General features: G+C 59.2%; 20 protein-coding genes. 11 read left to right on the top strand and 9 right to left on the bottom strand.

The genetic code is table 11. From position 1 onward, the window contains the following. Positions 1–42 precede the first annotated feature (42 nt). Positions 43–777 carry a uroporphyrinogen-III synthase gene (locus SIC14_RS05485; RefSeq protein ID WP_412564818.1) on the bottom strand — a complete coding sequence of 245 codons (735 nt, stop codon included), beginning with the start codon at positions 775–777 and terminating at the stop codon, positions 43–45. Positions 778–859: 82 nt separating this feature from the next. Here SIC14_RS05485 and tsaD point away from each other — a divergent pair, with 82 nt between their 5' ends. The 5 genes from tsaD (at position 860) to SIC14_RS05510 (ending at position 4151) form a co-directional block, all read left to right on the top strand. Beyond that, positions 860–1957: a tRNA (adenosine(37)-N6)-threonylcarbamoyltransferase complex transferase subunit TsaD gene (gene tsaD, locus SIC14_RS05490; protein WP_412564819.1), complete on the top strand. Its 1098-nt coding sequence runs from the start codon at positions 860–862 to the stop codon at positions 1955–1957. Beyond that, positions 1954–2916, top strand: a complete 963-nt coding sequence (locus SIC14_RS05495) for an NAD(P)H-dependent glycerol-3-phosphate dehydrogenase (protein WP_412564820.1) — start codon at positions 1954–1956, stop codon at positions 2914–2916. The genes tsaD and SIC14_RS05495 overlap by 4 nt, the downstream gene beginning before the upstream one ends. Beyond that, positions 2917–3189, top strand: coding sequence for a YciI family protein (locus tag SIC14_RS05500; protein WP_412564821.1), 273 nt, complete (start codon positions 2917–2919; stop codon positions 3187–3189). Next, positions 3189–3608: an EVE domain-containing protein gene (locus SIC14_RS05505; protein WP_412564822.1), complete on the top strand. Its 420-nt coding sequence runs from the start codon at positions 3189–3191 to the stop codon at positions 3606–3608. Before SIC14_RS05500 ends, SIC14_RS05505 begins: the two co-directional genes overlap by 1 nt. Before the next feature lie 144 nt (positions 3609–3752). Beyond that, complete coding sequence (locus SIC14_RS05510) at positions 3753–4151, top strand: DUF1761 domain-containing protein (RefSeq protein ID WP_412564823.1); 399 nt, start codon at positions 3753–3755, stop codon at positions 4149–4151. A gap of 25 nt (positions 4152–4176) precedes the next feature. On the opposite strand, the gene glmM is transcribed toward SIC14_RS05510, so the two are convergent. Both glmM and SIC14_RS05520 read right to left on the bottom strand, forming a co-directional pair. Continuing rightward, the gene (gene glmM / locus SIC14_RS05515; RefSeq protein WP_412564824.1) at positions 4177–5538 is read right to left on the bottom strand and encodes a phosphoglucosamine mutase; all 1362 of its coding nucleotides are present in this window, start codon (positions 5536–5538) and stop codon (positions 4177–4179) included. A gap of 329 nt (positions 5539–5867) precedes the next feature. Further along, a complete protein-coding gene (locus tag SIC14_RS05520) occupies positions 5868–6209 on the bottom strand; it encodes a DUF2853 family protein (RefSeq protein ID WP_412564825.1) in 342 nt (113 codons plus the stop codon). Positions 6210–6412: 203 nt separating this feature from the next. Here SIC14_RS05520 and SIC14_RS05525 point away from each other — a divergent pair, with 203 nt between their 5' ends. Further along, positions 6413–7405: a Gfo/Idh/MocA family protein gene (locus tag SIC14_RS05525; RefSeq protein WP_412564826.1), complete on the top strand. Its 993-nt coding sequence runs from the start codon at positions 6413–6415 to the stop codon at positions 7403–7405. 6 nt (positions 7406–7411) lie between these two features. Here SIC14_RS05525 and SIC14_RS05530 read toward each other — a convergent pair whose 3' ends face one another. From SIC14_RS05530 to SIC14_RS05540, 3 genes are all read right to left on the bottom strand, one after another. Then, on the bottom strand, positions 7412–7819 hold the full coding sequence (locus tag SIC14_RS05530; protein ID WP_412564827.1) for a DUF922 domain-containing protein: 408 nt from the start codon (positions 7817–7819) through the stop codon (positions 7412–7414). 77 nt (positions 7820–7896) lie between these two features. Further along, positions 7897–9282, bottom strand: coding sequence for an adenosylhomocysteinase (gene ahcY / locus SIC14_RS05535; protein ID WP_412564828.1), 1386 nt, complete (start codon positions 9280–9282; stop codon positions 7897–7899). A gap of 94 nt (positions 9283–9376) precedes the next feature. Next, complete coding sequence (locus SIC14_RS05540; protein WP_412564829.1) at positions 9377–9703, bottom strand: hypothetical protein; 327 nt, start codon at positions 9701–9703, stop codon at positions 9377–9379. Between the two features lie 579 nt (positions 9704–10282). Between SIC14_RS05540 and SIC14_RS05545 the strand changes: the two genes are divergently transcribed. The 4 genes from SIC14_RS05545 (at position 10283) to SIC14_RS05560 (ending at position 12748) form a co-directional block, all read left to right on the top strand. Continuing rightward, positions 10283–10879: a hypothetical protein gene (locus SIC14_RS05545; RefSeq protein ID WP_412564830.1), complete on the top strand. Its 597-nt coding sequence runs from the start codon at positions 10283–10285 to the stop codon at positions 10877–10879. After that, the gene (locus tag SIC14_RS05550) at positions 10879–11820 is read left to right on the top strand and encodes a hypothetical protein (protein WP_412564831.1); all 942 of its coding nucleotides are present in this window, start codon (positions 10879–10881) and stop codon (positions 11818–11820) included. Before SIC14_RS05545 ends, SIC14_RS05550 begins: the two co-directional genes overlap by 1 nt. Continuing rightward, positions 11817–12311, top strand: a complete 495-nt coding sequence (locus SIC14_RS05555; RefSeq protein WP_412564832.1) for an N-acetyltransferase family protein — start codon at positions 11817–11819, stop codon at positions 12309–12311. The genes SIC14_RS05550 and SIC14_RS05555 overlap by 4 nt, the downstream gene beginning before the upstream one ends. 140 nt (positions 12312–12451) lie before the next feature. Beyond that, positions 12452–12748 carry a hypothetical protein gene (locus SIC14_RS05560; protein ID WP_412564833.1) on the top strand — a complete coding sequence of 99 codons (297 nt, stop codon included), beginning with the start codon at positions 12452–12454 and terminating at the stop codon, positions 12746–12748. Positions 12749–12820: 72 nt separating this feature from the next. On the opposite strand, the gene SIC14_RS05565 is transcribed toward SIC14_RS05560, so the two are convergent. The 3 genes from SIC14_RS05565 to SIC14_RS05575 all read right to left on the bottom strand — a co-directional run bounded on the left by SIC14_RS05565 (position 12821) and on the right by SIC14_RS05575 (position 15645). Then, positions 12821–14167, bottom strand: a complete 1347-nt coding sequence (locus SIC14_RS05565; RefSeq protein WP_412564834.1) for a calcium-binding protein — start codon at positions 14165–14167, stop codon at positions 12821–12823. 214 nt (positions 14168–14381) lie between these two features. Then, complete coding sequence (locus SIC14_RS05570; protein ID WP_412564835.1) at positions 14382–14933, bottom strand: ActR/PrrA/RegA family redox response regulator transcription factor; 552 nt, start codon at positions 14931–14933, stop codon at positions 14382–14384. 91 nt (positions 14934–15024) lie between these two features. After that, a complete protein-coding gene (locus SIC14_RS05575) occupies positions 15025–15645 on the bottom strand; it encodes an SCO family protein (RefSeq protein ID WP_412564836.1) in 621 nt (206 codons plus the stop codon). 99 nt (positions 15646–15744) lie between these two features. On the opposite strand from SIC14_RS05575, the gene regB reads away from it, so the two are divergent. After that, positions 15745–17139 (top strand): sensor histidine kinase RegB, encoded by a 1395-nt coding sequence (gene regB, locus SIC14_RS05580; protein WP_412564837.1) that lies wholly within the window; start codon positions 15745–15747, stop codon positions 17137–17139. The last annotated feature ends 78 nt before the right edge of the window (positions 17140–17217 follow it).

A 17217-nucleotide genomic window follows, 5' to 3' on the forward strand; every position in this document is an offset into this window, starting at 1 on the left:
CTTTCGAATCTTAAAAATCAAATCACATCTACAGATGTAAGGTTACCGCTGCGGGATTTCACCCTCAAGCCGATGTGCTGCGGCCATCAGTCTCTGCACTGCGGCAATCATCTCCTCTGCCCGAGGATTGGGCAGAACCTCATGCCGTGTGCAAGCCCCCGTGTCGAATGACGCAGCGGCGGCAGGGCTGATGAAAGCGACAAAAAGCGGTGCGGCAACCTCAACCTCAGCCATTTGTTCCATAAATAACGCCGCTGTTCGCGGGGAAAAAAGCGGCAAAATCACCGGTTCTGAGCCCGTGAGCAGCGTTTTTGCCGCCTCTGTCAGCGGCTGCGCGATCTGATCGTAAACCACAGTGTCGTGTGTTTTCAGCCCCGATGTTGACAGTCGCGCCACCAGATCCCCACGGGAATGGGCACCCCGCAGATGCACCAGAGGGCCCGCAACCTCGCCCGCCTGATGGTCGGCCAAAATCCGCCGGATCAACGCCTCCGCGTCGCCATCGGCCAGCCGCACGCGGTATCCCGCCGCCTCTGCCGCCGCGCCTGTGGCCGATCCCACCACATAGGCCAACCGCCCCTGCCCCGCTGGGGCCGCCAGAACACCATAGCGAGAGGTGAAAACCACCGTCTGATCCGCAGCAATCTGAGGCGCCTCAGCAAGATCAATCCGCAGCAAAGGGGCGATCACCAGCGGCAAATCCACGCCCGCCGCCGTCAGCTGCGCTGCAAATCTATCAGAAGCCTCCTGAGGCCGGGTTAACAGGAGCTGTGCCATTTTGCCTGCCGGGATTGTTTGAACCTCCTTGCGGTGTTACCTGCGGGGGGATCTTCTTGCAACGGCTGGGACATAGGATCGGATGGGCGACACGCTGACAGTTTTGGGTTTGGAAAGCAGCTGCGATGACACCGCTGCGGCTGTGGTGCGTCACACAACAGGGGAGATGCCCGAAATCTTGGCCTCCACCGTTTATGGCCAGACTGAGCTGCACGCCGCCTTTGGCGGTGTTGTGCCGGAAATTGCGGCCCGCGCCCATGCCGAAAAACTGGATGTGTCGGTCAAACAGGCGATGGCGGCTGCGGGCCTAGGCTTTGACGCCATCGACGCCATTGCCGTGACCGCAGGCCCCGGCCTGATCGGTGGCGTTCTGTCCGGTGTGATGTGTGCCAAAGGGCTATCGGCTGCCTTGGGCAAACCACTGATCGGGGTGAACCATCTGGCGGGCCATGCGCTGACACCGCGCCTGACAGATCAAACCGCCTATCCCTATCTGATGCTGCTGGTCTCTGGCGGGCATTGCCAGTTCCTGCTGGCTCATGGACCAGAGGAATTCACCCGCCTTGGCGGCACCATCGACGATGCGCCGGGGGAAGCTTTTGACAAAACCGCCCGTCTGCTGGGATTGCCGCAGCCCGGTGGACCTTCGGTGGAACAAGCCGCAAAATCCGGCGATCCGAAACGCTGGCGTCTGCCCCGCCCGCTGCTGGATCGGCCCGGCTGCGACATGTCCTTTTCCGGCCTGAAAACCGCCATCCTACGGGCGCGGGATGAGGTTGTGGCGGCAAAAGGCGGGCTGACCGAACAGGACCGCAGCGATCTGGCGGCGGGGTTTCAGGCAGCCGTGACCGACGTGCTGGCCGAAAAGACCCGTCGCGCGCTGCAGCTCTATCTGGCGGAAAACCCGGCCACCCCCACCATCGCCGTCGCCGGCGGTGTGGCCGCGAACCAAGCCATCCGCAGCCAGTTGCAGGAGGTCTGCGCGGAATTTGGTGTCGCCTTCACCGCACCACCACTGGCGCTGTGCACGGACAATGCTGCGATGATCGCCTACGCGGGGATGGAGCGGTTTCGCGCCGGGCACAGCGATGACATGACGCTGGCCGCCCGCCCACGCTGGCCATTGGACAAGAAAGCTCCAGCCCTCTTGGGATCGGGCAAGAAAGGGGCAAAGGCATGATTGCGGTTTGCGGTTCTGGCGCCTTTGGCACGGCGCTGGCCATTTCGATCGCCGCCAAAGGCACCGAGGTGCTGATGTGGTCGCGCGACGCCGAACATGTGGCCGAAATGGCCAAAACCCGAGAAAACACCCGCCGCCTGCCCGGCCTGCCCTTCCCCGACACGCTGCAGGTCACAGCGGATATCAATGACATTCCGGCAGGCATCCCCGTGCTGCTGTCGATCCCGATGCAAAAGCTGCGGGATATGATCGGGGCCCATGGCGTGGCGCTAGAAAGCCGCCCACTGGTCGCCTGCTGCAAAGGGGTTGAGCTGACCTCGGGCCTTGGGCCGACCTCATTGCTGGCGAAACTGATCCCCTCGGCCACGCCCGCAATCCTGACCGGCCCCAGCTTTGCTGCTGACATTGCACGGGGACTGCCCACAGCCGTCACATTGGCCTGCGCCGATGCCGATCTGTGCAAGGATCTGCAGGAACAGCTGACAACACCAACCCTGCGGCTCTACCGCACCACAGACACCATCGGGGCCGAGCTGGGCGGCGCGTTGAAGAACGTCATCGCCATTGCTGCGGGCACCGTCATGGGCGCAGGTCTGGGCGAAAGCGCACGGGCCGCGATCATGACACGGGGCTACGCCGAAATGCAGCGCATGTCGCTGGCACTGGGGGCGCAGCCGGAAACACTGGCGGGGCTGTCGGGCTTTGGTGATCTGACGCTGACCTGCACCTCGGCCCAGTCGCGCAACTACAGTTTTGGCCTGTCATTGGGCCGTGGCGAAGGGTTTGACGGCTCGATCACCGTGGAAGGCGCGGCCACCGCTCGTGCCGTACGAGCCCGCGCCCATGACATACAGATTGATATGCCGATCACCGCCGCCGTTGTGGCGTTGCTGGACGGAGACCATGAATTGCGCGACCTGATGGACAGGTTGCTGTCGAGACCCCTGAAGGAGGAATGAATGCTTATCGCTCTGATCGCCAAAGACAAACCCGGTGCGCTGGAGGTCCGCAAGGCCAACCGCGAAAACCACATTGCCTATCTGAAAGAAACCGGCGTTGTCGCGCAGGCGGGCCCGCTGCTGGATGGGGACGAACAGATGTGTGGCTCGCTCATCGTGTTGGATGTGGCCGATATGGCTGCCGCCGAAGACTGGGCCGCGAATGACCCCTATGCCAAGGCCGGTCTCTTCGCTAGCTTTGAGCTGATCCACTGGAACAAGGTGATTGGCTGATGCGCTACTGGCTGTTCAAATCCGAACCCTCCACCTGGAGCTGGGACCAACAGGTCGCCAAAGGTGCGGCGGGCGAAGAATGGGACGGCGTGCGCAATTATCAGGCGCGCAACTTCATGCGCGAGATGAACATCGGCGACCGGGGCTTCTTCTACCATTCGCAGAAGGAAAAATCGGTCGTCGGCATTGTTGAAGTCTGCGCCGAGGCGCATCCTGACAGCACCACCGATGATGATCGCTGGGACTGTGTCGACATCAAAGCGGTCATGCCGGTGAAAACGCCGGTCACGCTGGATGAGATCAAGGGCGACGAAAGATTGGCCGAGATGGTGCTGGTCAAAAATTCCCGTCTGTCGGTGCAGCCGGTCACACCGGAAGAATGGCAGGTGATCTGCCAGAAGGCCGGGATCGAGGCCTGACCCTGCCCTCATCCCCAAAGCAGCGTCCCCTGCCTGCAATTTAGGCAAAACCTCTAGCCAGAGTCCGTCTTTTAGGTATGATTCCTTTGCAGGCAACGACCTGCACCCTCGTGTTTAACCCGAGGGGACCAATGGGAGGGACATATGATGGAAGTGATTTCAGTCGTGGCAGCCGCAGCGGCCAGCTACATTTTCGGCGCAATCTGGTACATGAGCCTGGCCAAACCCTGGATGGCGGCCTCGGGCGTTGAGGTGGGCGAAGACGGCCAGCCCGCAAACCGGTCCAATCCGGTGCCCTATATCGTGTCGTTTGTCTGCGCTGTGATTGTGGCCGGCATGATGCGCCATATGTTTGCGCTGGCCGGCATTGATGAGCTGGGCAAAGGTGTTGTGGCCGGTCTAGGCATCGGCCTGTTCCTGGCCACGCCGTGGATTGCCACCAACTACACGTTTTCGGGCCGCCCGAAGGCATTGATCGTGATCGATGGCGGCTACGCCACCATCGGATGCATGGTCATGGGTGCCGTGCTGACGCTGCTTTGATCTGCACCGCAAAAGGGTCGGTGGCTTAGGAAGCCACCGATTCAACTGCTTTGCAGATCTGGGTGATTACCGCGTCCAGTTTGCCCTGATCATTGGCTTCACCCATCACACGGATCAACGGCTCGGTTCCCGATTTGCGGATCAGCAGACGGCCATCGCCGTTCAGCTGCTTTTCACCATCTGCGATGGCCTGTTGTACCTGATCACTTTCCAGCGGCGCCTTGTCCGCGGCATAGCGCACATTGCGCAGAATCTGCGGCACTGGGGTAAAGACATTGGCCAATTCGCTGGCTTTCTTGCCGCTCTCCACCATCGCCCGCATAAACTGCAGCCCCGCGATCAGACCGTCACCGGTGGTGGCATAATCGGTCATCACAATGTGACCGGACTGCTCGCCCCCAAGGTTGAAACCATTCTGGCGCATGTTTTCAACAACATAGCGGTCCCCAACCGCGGTGCGTTCCAGATGGATGCCTTCGTCGCGCAGGTAGTTTTCCATGCCAAGGTTTGACATCACCGTCGCCACCAACGTGTCGCCCCGCAGCTTACCGTCACGTTTCCACAGCGAGGCAATCAGCGCCATGATCTGGTCACCGTCGGCCTGATTGCCATTCTCATCCAGAATGATCACACGATCCGCATCGCCGTCCAGACAGATGCCCAGATTAGCCCGCACTTCCCGCACTTTGGCGGCCGCAGCTTCGGTGTTGGTCGATCCGCAGTTTTCGTTGATATTGTGGCCGTCAGGGCTGACCCCGACCGGGATCACCTCGGCCCCCAGTTCCCACAGCACGGCAGGCGCAGCTTTGTAGGCAGCGCCATTGGCGCAATCCAGCACCACCCGCAGCCCGTCCAAACGCAGCGCGTTGGGGAAGGTGGTCTTGGCATATTCCACATAGCGGCCCAAAGCATCGTCAATCCGCTTGGCGCGACCAATGTTCTGCGGTGCGGCCAGTTCCACCCCTTCGTTCAGCAGGCGCTCAATCTCAACCTCGGCGTCATCCGACAGTTTGAAACCATCGGGGCCAAAGAACTTGATGCCATTGTCATAGGCCGGATTGTGGCTGGCCGAGATCATGACCCCCACATCCGCGCGCATTGAATGGGTCAGGTAGCCCACTGCCGGTGTTGGCATCGGCCCTAGCAGCAGCACGTTCATCCCCGTCGAGGTAAACCCCGCCGTCAGCGCATTTTCCAGCATATAACCCGACAGGCGGGTGTCCTTACCGATCACCACACGATGCTCTTGCTGGTCGCGGCGGAAATAGCGGCCTGCAGCGGCGCCCAGGCGCATCGCCAGCTCTGCCGTCATCGGATGGGTGTTGGTCAGGCCGCGCACACCGTCGGTGCCAAAGAGAGAACGTTTCGTCACTGCCAGATCTTTCATTTTTGTTGTCTTGTGGCTTTCCTATGCGCAGGGGTTTCACCTGTCCAGCACCTCGGCAGAAACGCGCCGTCCACCGCCGCACCTTTGTTTCAAAGCGTTACAGCCACCGCTGCCGCCGTGAGCCACGTCTTGATTTTACATAAAAGAGGGGCCGACCCAGATGGATCGGCCCCCTGTCCCCACGTGCTCCCTTTACCACCACACGGGTTACCTAACATGGGTCCGGCCGTCCTGACTCGGTCCCCTAAAGGCTACGCGGATTGCCGCAAAATCCAAAGCGACAAATGTTTCTAAATCGCCTTAAATATTTGGCGCCCAAGGCTTTTGCCTTAGCTGTAGATCGACTCTTTGCCGAACTGCTTGACCAGCATGTAGTAAACAACGGCACGGTATTTGTTGCGCTCGGAACGGCCATAAGTGTCCAGTACACCATTGATCGCGTCCATCAGCTGCGGGCCGTCTTCCAGCGCCAACTTCTTGATCAGGAAGTTGTTTTTCACGGTCTCCAGCTCGCTTGGCTGGCTGGCGGCGACGGTCGAGGCATCAGCGTCATAGATCGAGGGACCACAGCCGATGGTGACTTTGGTCAGCAGATCCATATCCGGTTCCATGCCGCACTTTTCTTTCAAATCGTCCGCGTATTTGGCGATCAGATCGTCCCGTTTGCCCATCAGTCTCTCCTGTTGATGTCTATAGATTGCTTGAAGGTGTTACTTGATCTTAAACGTCGGGTGACATCTGCAGCCTAGCCGCCCCTGCCCCGTTTGCTCAAAGGGAAAATCAAAGGCGGTTTCCCCCCAAGCCGCAGCGCCATCTCCGGCCCTTGCCATTTGCAACGCAATCAGCGACCACTTTCCCTCTTGGAGGGCATCACATGGTCAATTGGGGCATTATCGGATCCGGCTTTATCACCCGCGCCATGCTGGACGCGGTCAAGGCATCAAGCGGTTCAACTGCGACCCATATCTATGGGCGCAACGCAGAGAGCCGCGAGGCACTGAGGGCAGAATACGGTATCGCGCACAGCACCGATGACTATGCCCAGCTGCTAACGGATCCAGCGGTGGACGCGATCTATATCGGGCTGCCCAATCACCTGCATTTGGCCTATGCGGAACAGGCACTGGCGGCGGGCAAGGCGGTGCTGTGTGAAAAGTCCCTGACCGTGACGCTGGAAGAGGCTGAAACGCTGGTTGCCAAGGCCCGGTCTGCGGCCCCGTTTCTGGTGGAAGGGCTGATGTATCTGGCCCATCCGATCCATCATAAGCTGTTGGAATTGCTGCAATCCGGCCGCATGGGAAAACTGCATCATGTGCAGGGGTTTTATGCCGCTGACATCTGGCAGGTGGTCAATCCCAACGGTGGTGGCACCCTGTTTAACCTTGGCTGTTATCCGGCGTCTCTGCTGCATCTGGTGGTGCAAGCGCTCTGCGGGGCCGAGGCCTTCGCTCAGCGCAGTATCCGCGCTTTTGGCACCCATGGACCGGATAGCAATCTGATAGAAACCAGCATCGCGGCACGGTTTGACAATGGGGTCACGGCCACCCTGCACAGCACCGATGGCACCGGGATGGCGCATGGTTTCACCGTGGTGACCGATCGCGGCACCTTGCGGTTTGAAACCAACCCCTGGCTTCCGGATCCAGACAAGAACACGTTTGTCTGGCAGCCCTACGATGGCCCTGCGGAACGGTTTGAGGCAAACACCGGACAAGACGCATTTTACCACCAAGTCCAGATGGTGGAGCAAGCGCTTGCCGAAGGCTGGAGCGAGGCCAAACGCCCCTCCCCGCAGCTTGCGGATTCGTTAGAGATCATCGGGTTTCTCAACGATTGGCAGGCAGCGGCTGAGGCCAGCCTTACCTGACACGGGTCACTTCTGTGGCAGGGTCACGCCTTCTTTGCGGCCATGATCGGTGCGCAGATCATAGGCCTTATCCTGCGCCGCCCAGCGGTCAATGATCTCATAAGCGCCGACGCAGTTTGCCGCCGCAATCTGTTGTGCCGCCAGTTCACCGTGGCGCGCATGCTGCCGCTCGTGCCGCAGCAGTGCCGCCACCATCGAGTCCCAGCGTTTGCGCAGCTCAGGCGTCAGCTTATCCGGATTGCGGTGACGTGGCATGTGAATGGTCTGTTTGACCGTGATTTCACACTCCGCCGTCCAGGACACCCACCAACGGGCATAGCCCCAGTAACCCTTGGGGCCCTTGCGCTGCATTTCTTTACGCAGCCCCCAGGCGGTAGTCGCAGAGACATCGTAATATTGAATGTCTTCCGTCACTTGACCGTCAAATATGTCAGCGGCCGCAGATTGAACTGCGGCCGCCAAAAAGATCACGAGGGTCAGAACCCGCCGCATCAGTAGCGGTAGTGTTCCGGCTTGAACGGGCCTTCCGGGGTCACGCCAATGTAGGCGGCCTGTTCCGGGGTCAGCTTTGTCAGCTTTGCGCCCACTTTAGCAAGGTGCAGCGCCGCAACTTTTTCATCCAGATGCTTGGGCAGGATGTAAACTTCGTTGCCGTAGTTGTCGCCTTTGGTGAACAGCTCGATCTGCGCCAGAACCTGGTTGGTGAACGACGCCGACATCACGAAGGACGGGTGACCCGTAGCATTGCCGAGGTTCAACAGGCGGCCTTCGGACAGCAGGATCAGACGGTTGCCCGAAGGCATCTCGATCATATCTACCTGTTCTTTGATGTTGGTCCATTTATGGTTCTTCAGAGCCGCAACCTGGATTTCGTTGTCGAAGTGGCCGATGTTGCCCACAATCGCCATATCCTTCATCTCGCGCATATGCTCGATCCGCAGGATGTCTTTGTTGCCTGTGGTGGTGATGAAGACGTCGGCGTCCAGCGCCTCTTCCAGCAGTACAACCTCGAAACCGTCCATGGCGGCCTGCAGCGCACAGATCGGGTCCGCTTCGGTCACTTTCACACGTGCGCCTGCGCCCTGCAGCGAAGCGGCGGAGCCTTTGCCCACGTCGCCATAGCCACAGACCACGGCAACTTTACCGGCCATCATGGTGTCGGTGGCACGGCGGATGCCATCAACCAGCGACTCTTTACAGCCGTATTTGTTGTCGAACTTCGACTTGGTGACCGAGTCGTTCACGTTGATCGCAGGGAAAGGCAGCTGGCCTTCTTTCTGCAGTTCATAGAGACGGTGCACACCGGTGGTGGTTTCTTCAGACACACCCAAGATCGCATCGCGGGTCTTGGTGAACCAGCCCGGGCTAGCTTCCAGACGTTTGGCGATTTGGGCTTTGATCACCGCTTCCTCTTCGGACTGCGGCACGGGGATGATGTCTTCGCCGGCTTCGGCACGAGCGCCCAGCAGAACGTAGAGGGTGGCGTCACCACCGTCATCCAGAATCATATTCGGGCCTTCGTCGAACATGAACGATTTATCAAGGTAATCCCAATGCTCTTCCAGGCTCTGGCCTTTGATGGCGAAAACCGGAATGTCGGCAGCGGCAATGGCGGCTGCGGCATGGTCTTGGGTGGAGAAAATGTTGCAGGATGCCCAGCGCACGTCTGCGCCCAGGTCCACCAGCGTTTCAATCAGAACGGCGGTCTGAATGGTCATATGCAGAGAGCCAACGATGCGTGCGCCTTTCAGCGGCTTGCTTTCGCCATACTCATCCCGAAGCGCCATCAGGCCCGGCATTTCGGTTTCTGCGATATCCAGCTCTTTACGGCCAAATTCGGCCAGGCTGATATCCTTTACAATATAGTCGTTCGCCATCTGCGCGGCTCCTTGCAAAATCACACTGCAAGGGCAGATAACACCCGACTCTCACCCAGACAACGAATCTTTAGGATGTCTGGGCCAATATTTCTTAGCTTTTGATACCAGCCGGCGCGATATCGCTGTTCGAATTCCAGTGCTTACCGGTTGCCATGATGCAGGCCAGGCCATCCGCACGGGTGATGAACACGGTGAAACTGCCCGAGTTGGGCGAGGTCCAGACTTCCAGCAACTGCTGCGGGTTCTGCAAACCGCCGCCCGAAAGCTGTTCGTTGTATTTCTTCTGCAGGTCTTCAACCAGAACCGCGCGGGGCAGGCATTTTGCGCCCTGGGCCTGAGCGGCGGTGGTGGTGACGGTCAGCGTGGCTCCAGCAACCAATGCGGCGGCAAAGGCGGGGAGGGGGGTCTTAGAGAACATACTGATACTCCTTGTTACAAGAGCCCGGTGCCGATGGGTGGCAACGCCTGGGAGGAGGGTGGCGGGCCGAGGGAGGGAGGGGTCTCAGCACCGGGCTCACTTAATTTATACGTCCAAAACCCCTGTTATTCTTGCTCTCTTAGGGAGTAGTGACGGGAATATGACGTCTAAACTCGTCAAGTGACGATGCTTTGACGCCGACCATAGGCCTGTTGCCCTTGGGTAAATCGTTGCGAATAAAGAATCTTCTCTGTCACACCCCCTTTGGTATGGGGGCCTGTGCTTTTTAGAGCGCCAAAATTGCAATTCAGCCTTTGCGGGCAGAGGAATTCTGTGTTTAAGCGAATTTTGCCGCACTGAGGTAGAGAAGAGCCACCACAGATGCATCTTTGGGTAATCCAAACACCCTATACCGACAGCGCTAACAGCCTATCCATCGGTATAAGCTTGGAAATTTCCCACCTGTCGAAACCGAATCTCCGTGCACAGAGTTTCACAAGGGCCACCGAATCCCATTGAAGATTGCGCCGCATCTGGGGGCGCGTTACTGCTTGTGCAAACAACCCAAAGGATGTGCCGATGCCCCCTCGTCCCCCTCGTGCCTGGCAAAGAATGCTGTCTGGCCGTCGTCTGGACCTGCTGGACCCCACCCCAGTGGACATCGAGATCGAGGATATCGCCCACGGCCTGGCTTTTGTGGCGCGCTGGAACGGGCAGACACAGGGGGATTTTGCCTATTCGGTTGCGGAGCACTCCCTGTTGGTCGAGGCGCTTTTTGGCCGGATGTATCCGGGCCAACCGGTGAAATGGCATCTGGCTGCCCTACTGCATGATGCACCGGAGTATGTGATCGGGGACATGATTTCGCCCGTGAAGGCCGCCGTGGGGCCCGGCTATGATGCCTTGGACACCCGCCTGACCGCTGCCATCCACATTCGTTTCGGCTTGCCCGCCGTCATTCCGGTTAAGGTGAAGAAACAGATCAAACGCGCCGATAAGGTCAGTGCCTGGATGGAGGCCACCCAGATCGCCGGCTTCACCGAGGCAGAGGCGAACAAGCTGTTTGGCAAGGTGGACCCTAATCTGATCAATGGTCTTTCGATCCAGCTGCGCCCGCCGGTCGAGGTACGCAACGAGTTCACAGCCCGCCACATAACATTGCTGGAGCAGCTTTGATGAAACGGTTCGGCGTCGGTCTGAGTTTCTTCACGGGCTACGCCGCACTCAGCTACGCGCTGTTTGTTTTGCTGGCCGGTCCGCTGATTGGTTCACGGGACGCTGGCGTAGCCACGATTGTGCTCAGCTTCTGTGTAGGATTGGGGTTTGCCGCCCAGCTGGGTTTTGACTGGTCCTTCCAACGTCCAGTCAAAGCGGTGCTGAAAACCAGCTACATCGCCACCGCACTTTTTTGCGTCCTGCTTGTGGTGATCGAGTTCGAAACCTGGGTGTGCGTCGCTATGATGCTGCCAGTGCTTGCCATCACCTTACCCCTCGGGATCTGGCTGCTGCGCTGGTTGATGTCTCTGGCCATTGCGCCGCCGCAGTTTGCGGTTGGGCTGCTGGCGCTGCCTTTGGTCTTGAACCTCTCAGGTATCCTGCCGCCGACGCGGGTGACTGACTACGCAGTGCAGACCACGGTGATTGTCGATGCACCCGCCCATGCGTTGCGGCGGCAGGTGCAGAACGTTGCCCCAATCACAGAGGCAGAGCAGATCTGGACCTTCACCCACAGCGTCTTGCGGGCGCCGCGTCCGGTGCGGGCAGAAACCAAGCAGGGCATCCGCTACGCCCAATGGACACAGGGCGTGCATTTCGAAGAACACCTCACCACACGTGACGATCCCCTGCGCCTTGACTGGGAATTTCACTTCCCGGATCTGGCGGCGATGCAAGCGCTGGATCTGCGGGTGTCTCCGGTTGGGCCTGATGTCATCATGCAGGGCGGAGGCTACAGTCTGCGTCCCTTGTCAGACCACCACACTGAGGTGACACTAACCACATATTATCAGCTGAACACGCCGATCAACGGCTACCTGTCGCTCTGGGGGGAGGCATTCCTGCAGGACATGCACCGCGCTGTGCTGCATGTTGTCAAATCGCGCGCCGAGGCTGCATGAGCCCACCCCTGACCATCCGCCCGCCAGTGGTCTTTGACACCGGGCCCATGGCACGACTGTTGTCAGCCATCATTAGTGCAGGGGGCACCACCACCCGCACCAACGAGGTCAGCGCAGCAGATATGGCTGCGATGGTCGCAGCCGACGCCGACCGCTCCGCTTGGTTTGTGGCTGAAATCGACGGTGAGATTGCGGGGTTTCAGCATGTCTCCCCCTGGCCCGGCCTGCCGCCCGAGGCCTGTGACATTGCCACCTTTCTGCAACACGGCAAGCTGCAGCTGGGTATCGGATCGGCGCTGTTTGAACAGACCGCACGGGCTGCGCGGCAATTGGGGTACAGCTGGATCTGCGCCTGCATCCGCACCGACAATACCGGAGGCCGCGCCTATTACCAAAGCCGCGGGTTTCGCGACTACGATCTGCTTGAGGAAGTCACCCTGTCGAACGGCCAGCAGGTCAGCCAGATCCTGACCCGATTTGATCTGGATTGAAGCGCGCGACAGGGCGACTCTTTCGCATAGGACGGTGGGTTAACCTGATGCTAGGCACGCCGCTTGCAGGATTGGGGCAGGGTGCCACCCTCTGCTCTCTCCTCCCCTCACGGCGCCCTTGAACCCCAGGAGTTATGGATATGACCTCCCAACTACTGGCGCTGGCGGCAGGCTATTTCCTGTGCAGCGCCGCTGCCGAAGAACAGGTGCTGCCGAAAGCCAAGATTGACGAGTGCAACGCCATTTACACCCAACTGAAGCTCAGCTTCACCGATGTCGAAAGCCTCGACCAGTTCCTGGCACTGGTCAAAGATGAACGCGCCGCGGTGAACCGGCAAGGCTATGCTGGATATGTGAACTGGCTGGAAGAAAACCCTGAGCTGGTGGCCTCCCTGCGCAGCGAAGCGCGGTTGAACCTTTACCGCTTCAACTTCTGACGCACGGCAAGGCAAAACGGCCCCTCGCAAGGGGCCGTCTGACAGGTGCTCTGTCAGGCGCTCTGGTGTGGATCAGAACCCGTCGAGATATTGATCCAGCGTGTTGAACGCCCCAAAGAAGGCCATGTTGTCCACGGTCAGATCATCTTCGGTGATCAGGTCGCCATAGACAGTGATTGTGCCCAGCTGGTCGCCATCATGCGCACCACCGTTGCCCCCCTGGTTCGAGGTCAGGGTGATCACGCTATAGTCGGCCTGACCATCGCCATCTTCGTCGATCTGTGCGACCGAGGCATCCACAGTGTGGCCACGGATGACGATCTGATCCCCCTCTTCAAAGCTGAAATCGGTGATCACATCGTCGCCAATTGCATCGACCCAATGGTCATGCGGATTGTCGTTTTCCCCTGCAACGCCGCGCCAATCGATCCGACCGTTGTCCTGAGTGTGTTCGCGCGCGATCTCTTCGGTTGCGTTGATGTCCAACCGGAAAAAGAACGTATCCGCACCTGCGCCACCGGTCAGAATGTCATCCGCGTCTTCAAACGGTTGATCAGGATTATATGTCGGCAGGTCTGGGTCCTGCGCGATTTCAGGCTCTCCCGCGTCGGAGCGCGAGATAATGCGATCATCCCCTGTGCCGCCATCCACCACATCATTGCCGAAACGGGTGACCAAACGGTCATTGCCTGCGCCCCCGTCCAGTTCATCATTGCCATGGCCGTCGATCATTCGGTCGTTGCCGTCTCCGCCATCCAGCGTGTCGTCGCCGTCACCACCGTTCAGACGGTCTTCGCCATCATCGCCGTTGATCAGGTCATTGCCATCACCACCGCGCAGCCGATCGTCGCCGTCACCGCCATTGACCACATCATCGCCGTCACCTGCGTTCACCCGGTCCTTGCCCATACCGGCATCAATCTCATCGTTGCCAGAGCCACCGTTGATCCGGTCCTCGCCGTCGCCGCCGTCGATGTCATCATCGCCCGCACCGCCAAAAAGTCGGTCATTTCCGATCCCGCCTGACAGGAAATCATTGCCGTCACCGCCTGTCAGCCGGTCATCGCCAGAGCCGCCGTAAAGCTGGTCATCTCCGTCGCCGCCGCGCAGCTTGTCATGACCGCCACCGCCAAGGATCACGTCATTGCCGTCGCCGCCGTTAACGGTGTCATTGCCATCACCGGCATCGACCACATCGTCGCCGTCGCCAGCATGCACGCGGTCATCCCCCTCTTCGGCGAAGACAACGTCGTTGCCGCCCTTGGCATGAATCCGGTCATTGCCTTCCCGGCCTTCGATACGATCGGCGCCATTGGTACCGCGCAACCGTTCGGCCAGAAGTGACCCAATCAGGGTAACGTCGGTTTCCGGCAAACCGTCAGGAAACAGGTCGTCCAGTGTAAAGATGGAAGTTGTCATGATGTCCCTCATGTTTGATCTGCTCGCCTAAAAAGTGTCCTTCAAGCTGGTCTCAAACAATACGGGAAAAAGGATGGGCCGCTGTGGCGGGATTTTGTCAGGCCAATGATAAACCCATATAATTTCACTCAAATTCCATTGCAGCACTGGATGATAACCACAAAAAAAGCCGCCCTGACGGCGGCTTCTTGACGGTTGCACTAGGGCTTTCGGCTCAGCGCGGGCTGCGCTTGGCCAAAATGCGCTGCAAAGTGCGGCGGTGCATGTTCAGCCGCCGCGCCGTTTCCGACACGTTGCGATCACACAACTCATAAACCCGCTGGATATGTTCCCAACGCACGCGGTCCGCGCTCATCGGGTTTTCCGGCGGCGGCGGCAGTTCGTCTCCGCTGGCCAAAAGGGCGTTGGTGATGTCCGTGGCATCGGCCGGTTTCGACAGGTAATCGGTGGCGCCGATCTTGACCGCGGCAACAGCCGTTGCGATGGCGCCATAACCGGTCAGTACCACAACGCGGCAACTCGGGCGTTTTTCCCGCAGCACTTCGACCACATCCAACCCGTTGCCATCTTCCAGCCGCAGGTCACAGACCGCATAGGCCGGTGGGCGGGCTGTCGCGATGGCCTTGCCTGCTGCAACAGAGCCTGCGGTCTCTACTTCGAAACCACGTTTTTCCATCGCCTTTGCAAGTCGTTTCAGAAACGGCTCATCGTCATCAACCAGCAACAGCGATTTGTCTTCGCCGATGTCCTGCAATTGTTCCGCCATGATCCTGTCCACCTATGCGCGTTATACCTTGGTTCTATAATGCGGCCTGTCTTGCGTCAAACGCCGCTCTGCCGGGGCATGACCTGTCCCGTCAGCTGTTTTCAATGAAGCACTGGACCGAGTCCGCCAGCTTCTCCGCTGTCACATCCCGCCGGTAGAACTCGGCGAACTGGTTTTCAGGGAACATCAGATAGGTGAAGGTCGAGTGATCCACGAGGTAGTACTCCTCGTTGCCTTCTTCCGGTTTCTGTTTCTTGAAGTAGGTCTTGTAGGCCTTGCTGGCCGCCTTCACCTGTTCCAGCGAGCCTGAAAGCCCAACCATCCGTTCGTGCATATAGCTGGCGTAGTCGCCAACCATTTCCGGCGTATCGCGTTCCGGATCGATGGTGATGAAGACCGAGTTCACCTCGTGCCCACGTTCCTCCAGCAGGGCTACCGCTTCACCGTTGCGGGCCGCATCCAGCGGGCAGACATCGGGGCAGAAGGTGTAGCCGAAATAAACCAGCGTCGGCGCGGTAATGACATCGGCATCGGTCACGGTTTCGCCGGCACCGTTCACCAGTTCAAAGGGCCCACCAATAGCGCCTCCCGCAACCGAGGAGGTGCGGCACGCGGCCAGCGCATCGCCGCTGGCTTGGGTCAGATACCAGGTGCCCCCCAACAGGGCGGCAACGGCAACAGCGGCGGTAGATGCGATCAGGGCGCGGTTCATGAGGTTTTCCTTTTGTCGCAGCGACATCGTATTGATTGGTCTGAGAGGCATATTTATCACTGAAGACCAAAGTGCAACGGGACGAAAGTGCGCAGGTAGATGGCCGAAACTCAGTTTGATGTGCTCAAAGGCCGTGATCGCGGCAACTGGATCAAGCTCCGGACGATCACGTTTTTGCGATGGGGCGCCATCAGCGGGCAGCTGGTTGCCATCCTCGTGGCGCAGGAAATGCTTAACCTGCAGCTCGAGATTGGCCTGTGTCTGCTGGTGATTTCGATCTCGATCATCGGCAACCTCATTGCGATGGTGATCTTCCCCGAAAGCAAACGCCTGAGCGAGAGTGAGAACCTCATGATGGTGCTCTTTGACCTCTTGCAGCTCTCGTTATTGCTCTATCTGACCGGCGGTCTGCACAACCCGTTTTCGCTGCTGATCCTGGGCCCTGTCACGGTTTCCGCCTCCGCGCTGTCGCTGCGCTCCACCATTTTCCTTGGCATCACTGCGATTCTGGCGGTGACGCTGCTGGCCGAGTTCCACCTGCCGCTGCGCACCACCGAAGGCTTTGTGCTGCGGGTACCGGATATCTTTCTGTTCGGCAACTGGATCGCCATTGTGATCGCGGTGATCTTCCTCGGGGTCTATGCCCGCCGGGTAACCGTGGAAATGCACGCCATGTCGGACGCCTTGCAGGCCACCTATATGGCGCTGAGCCGGGAACAGAAACTGACAGATATCGGCGGCGTTGTTGCCGCTGCCGCACATGAGATGGGCACGCCTCTCGCGACCATAAAACTCACCAGCGCCGAGCTGATCGAGGATCTGGATGATCTGCCCGAACTGCAGGAAGACGCCCGTCTGATCCGCGAACAGGCGGACCGGTGCCGCGACATCCTGCGGTCAATGGGACGGGCCGGCAAAGACGACCTGCACCTGCGCCGCGCGCCCCTTGAGGCGGTGTTGCAGGAAGCAGCTGAGCCGCATCTGGATCGCGGCAAACAGCTGCATTTCACCGATGTGCCGTTGGTGGAATATGACTTTACCCAGCCGCAGATCCAACGCCGACCCGAGATTATCCATGGACTGCGCAACCTGATCCAGAACGCCGTCGATTTTGCCCGTGAAAACGTCTGGATCGAATCAGAATGGTCCGAAGACCGCATCTATATCCGCATCATGGACGATGGTGATGGCTTCCCGCCGCATCTGATCGGACGCATCGGCGATCCTTTCATGCGCCGCCGCCGCTCCTCTGCAGATCGCAAGAAACGGCCAGAATACGAAGGCATGGGGCTGGGGTTGTTCATCGCCAAAACCCTGTTGGAACGCTCCGGCGCTGAGCTCAGTTTTGCCAATGGTCACGACCCTTTATCGGATCTCAATGACCCGGATCGACGCGGTGCGGTGGTCGAAGTTATGTGGCCGCGTGAAAAAATCGACGCGGGTGGCGCACGCGCTTCGGACTATGTCGGCGATAACAAACCGCTGGAAATCTGACCTTTCAGCCTCCAGCGTCGGCACCGTTAACGAATAATTAACCAATCACAACAACCCTTACGAGTATTTGCGAGGGTT

The organism is Thalassobius sp. MITS945101 (genome assembly GCF_047123305.1).
Taxonomy (GTDB): Bacteria; Pseudomonadota; Alphaproteobacteria; order Rhodobacterales; family Rhodobacteraceae; genus Thalassobius.

Bases quoted from the DNA above. Each gene is read 5' to 3' on its own strand.
- SIC14_RS05485 (WP_412564818.1), bottom strand. From the start codon at position 777: ATGGCACAGCTCCTGTTAACCCGGCCTCAGGAGGCTTCTGATAGATTT.
- tsaD (WP_412564819.1), top strand. From the start codon at position 860: ATGGGCGACACGCTGACAGTTTTGGGTTTGGAAAGCAGCTGCGATGAC.
- SIC14_RS05495 (WP_412564820.1), top strand. From the start codon at position 1,954: ATGATTGCGGTTTGCGGTTCTGGCGCCTTTGGCACGGCGCTGGCCATT.
- SIC14_RS05500 (WP_412564821.1), top strand. From the start codon at position 2,917: ATGCTTATCGCTCTGATCGCCAAAGACAAACCCGGTGCGCTGGAGGTC.
- SIC14_RS05505 (WP_412564822.1), top strand. From the start codon at position 3,189: ATGCGCTACTGGCTGTTCAAATCCGAACCCTCCACCTGGAGCTGGGAC.
- SIC14_RS05510 (WP_412564823.1), top strand. From the start codon at position 3,753: ATGATGGAAGTGATTTCAGTCGTGGCAGCCGCAGCGGCCAGCTACATT.
- glmM (WP_412564824.1), bottom strand. From the start codon at position 5,538: ATGAAAGATCTGGCAGTGACGAAACGTTCTCTCTTTGGCACCGACGGT.
- SIC14_RS05520 (WP_412564825.1), bottom strand. From the start codon at position 6,209: ATGGGCAAACGGGACGATCTGATCGCCAAATACGCGGACGATTTGAAA.
- SIC14_RS05525 (WP_412564826.1), top strand. From the start codon at position 6,413: ATGGTCAATTGGGGCATTATCGGATCCGGCTTTATCACCCGCGCCATG.
- ahcY (WP_412564828.1), bottom strand. From the start codon at position 9,282: ATGGCGAACGACTATATTGTAAAGGATATCAGCCTGGCCGAATTTGGC.
- SIC14_RS05540 (WP_412564829.1), bottom strand. From the start codon at position 9,703: ATGTTCTCTAAGACCCCCCTCCCCGCCTTTGCCGCCGCATTGGTTGCT.
- SIC14_RS05545 (WP_412564830.1), top strand. From the start codon at position 10,283: ATGCCCCCTCGTCCCCCTCGTGCCTGGCAAAGAATGCTGTCTGGCCGT.
- SIC14_RS05550 (WP_412564831.1), top strand. From the start codon at position 10,879: ATGAAACGGTTCGGCGTCGGTCTGAGTTTCTTCACGGGCTACGCCGCA.
- SIC14_RS05555 (WP_412564832.1), top strand. From the start codon at position 11,817: ATGAGCCCACCCCTGACCATCCGCCCGCCAGTGGTCTTTGACACCGGG.
- SIC14_RS05560 (WP_412564833.1), top strand. From the start codon at position 12,452: ATGACCTCCCAACTACTGGCGCTGGCGGCAGGCTATTTCCTGTGCAGC.
- SIC14_RS05565 (WP_412564834.1), bottom strand. From the start codon at position 14,167: ATGACAACTTCCATCTTTACACTGGACGACCTGTTTCCTGACGGTTTG.
- SIC14_RS05570 (WP_412564835.1), bottom strand. From the start codon at position 14,933: ATGGCGGAACAATTGCAGGACATCGGCGAAGACAAATCGCTGTTGCTG.
- SIC14_RS05575 (WP_412564836.1), bottom strand. From the start codon at position 15,645: ATGAACCGCGCCCTGATCGCATCTACCGCCGCTGTTGCCGTTGCCGCC.
- regB (WP_412564837.1), top strand. From the start codon at position 15,745: ATGGCCGAAACTCAGTTTGATGTGCTCAAAGGCCGTGATCGCGGCAAC.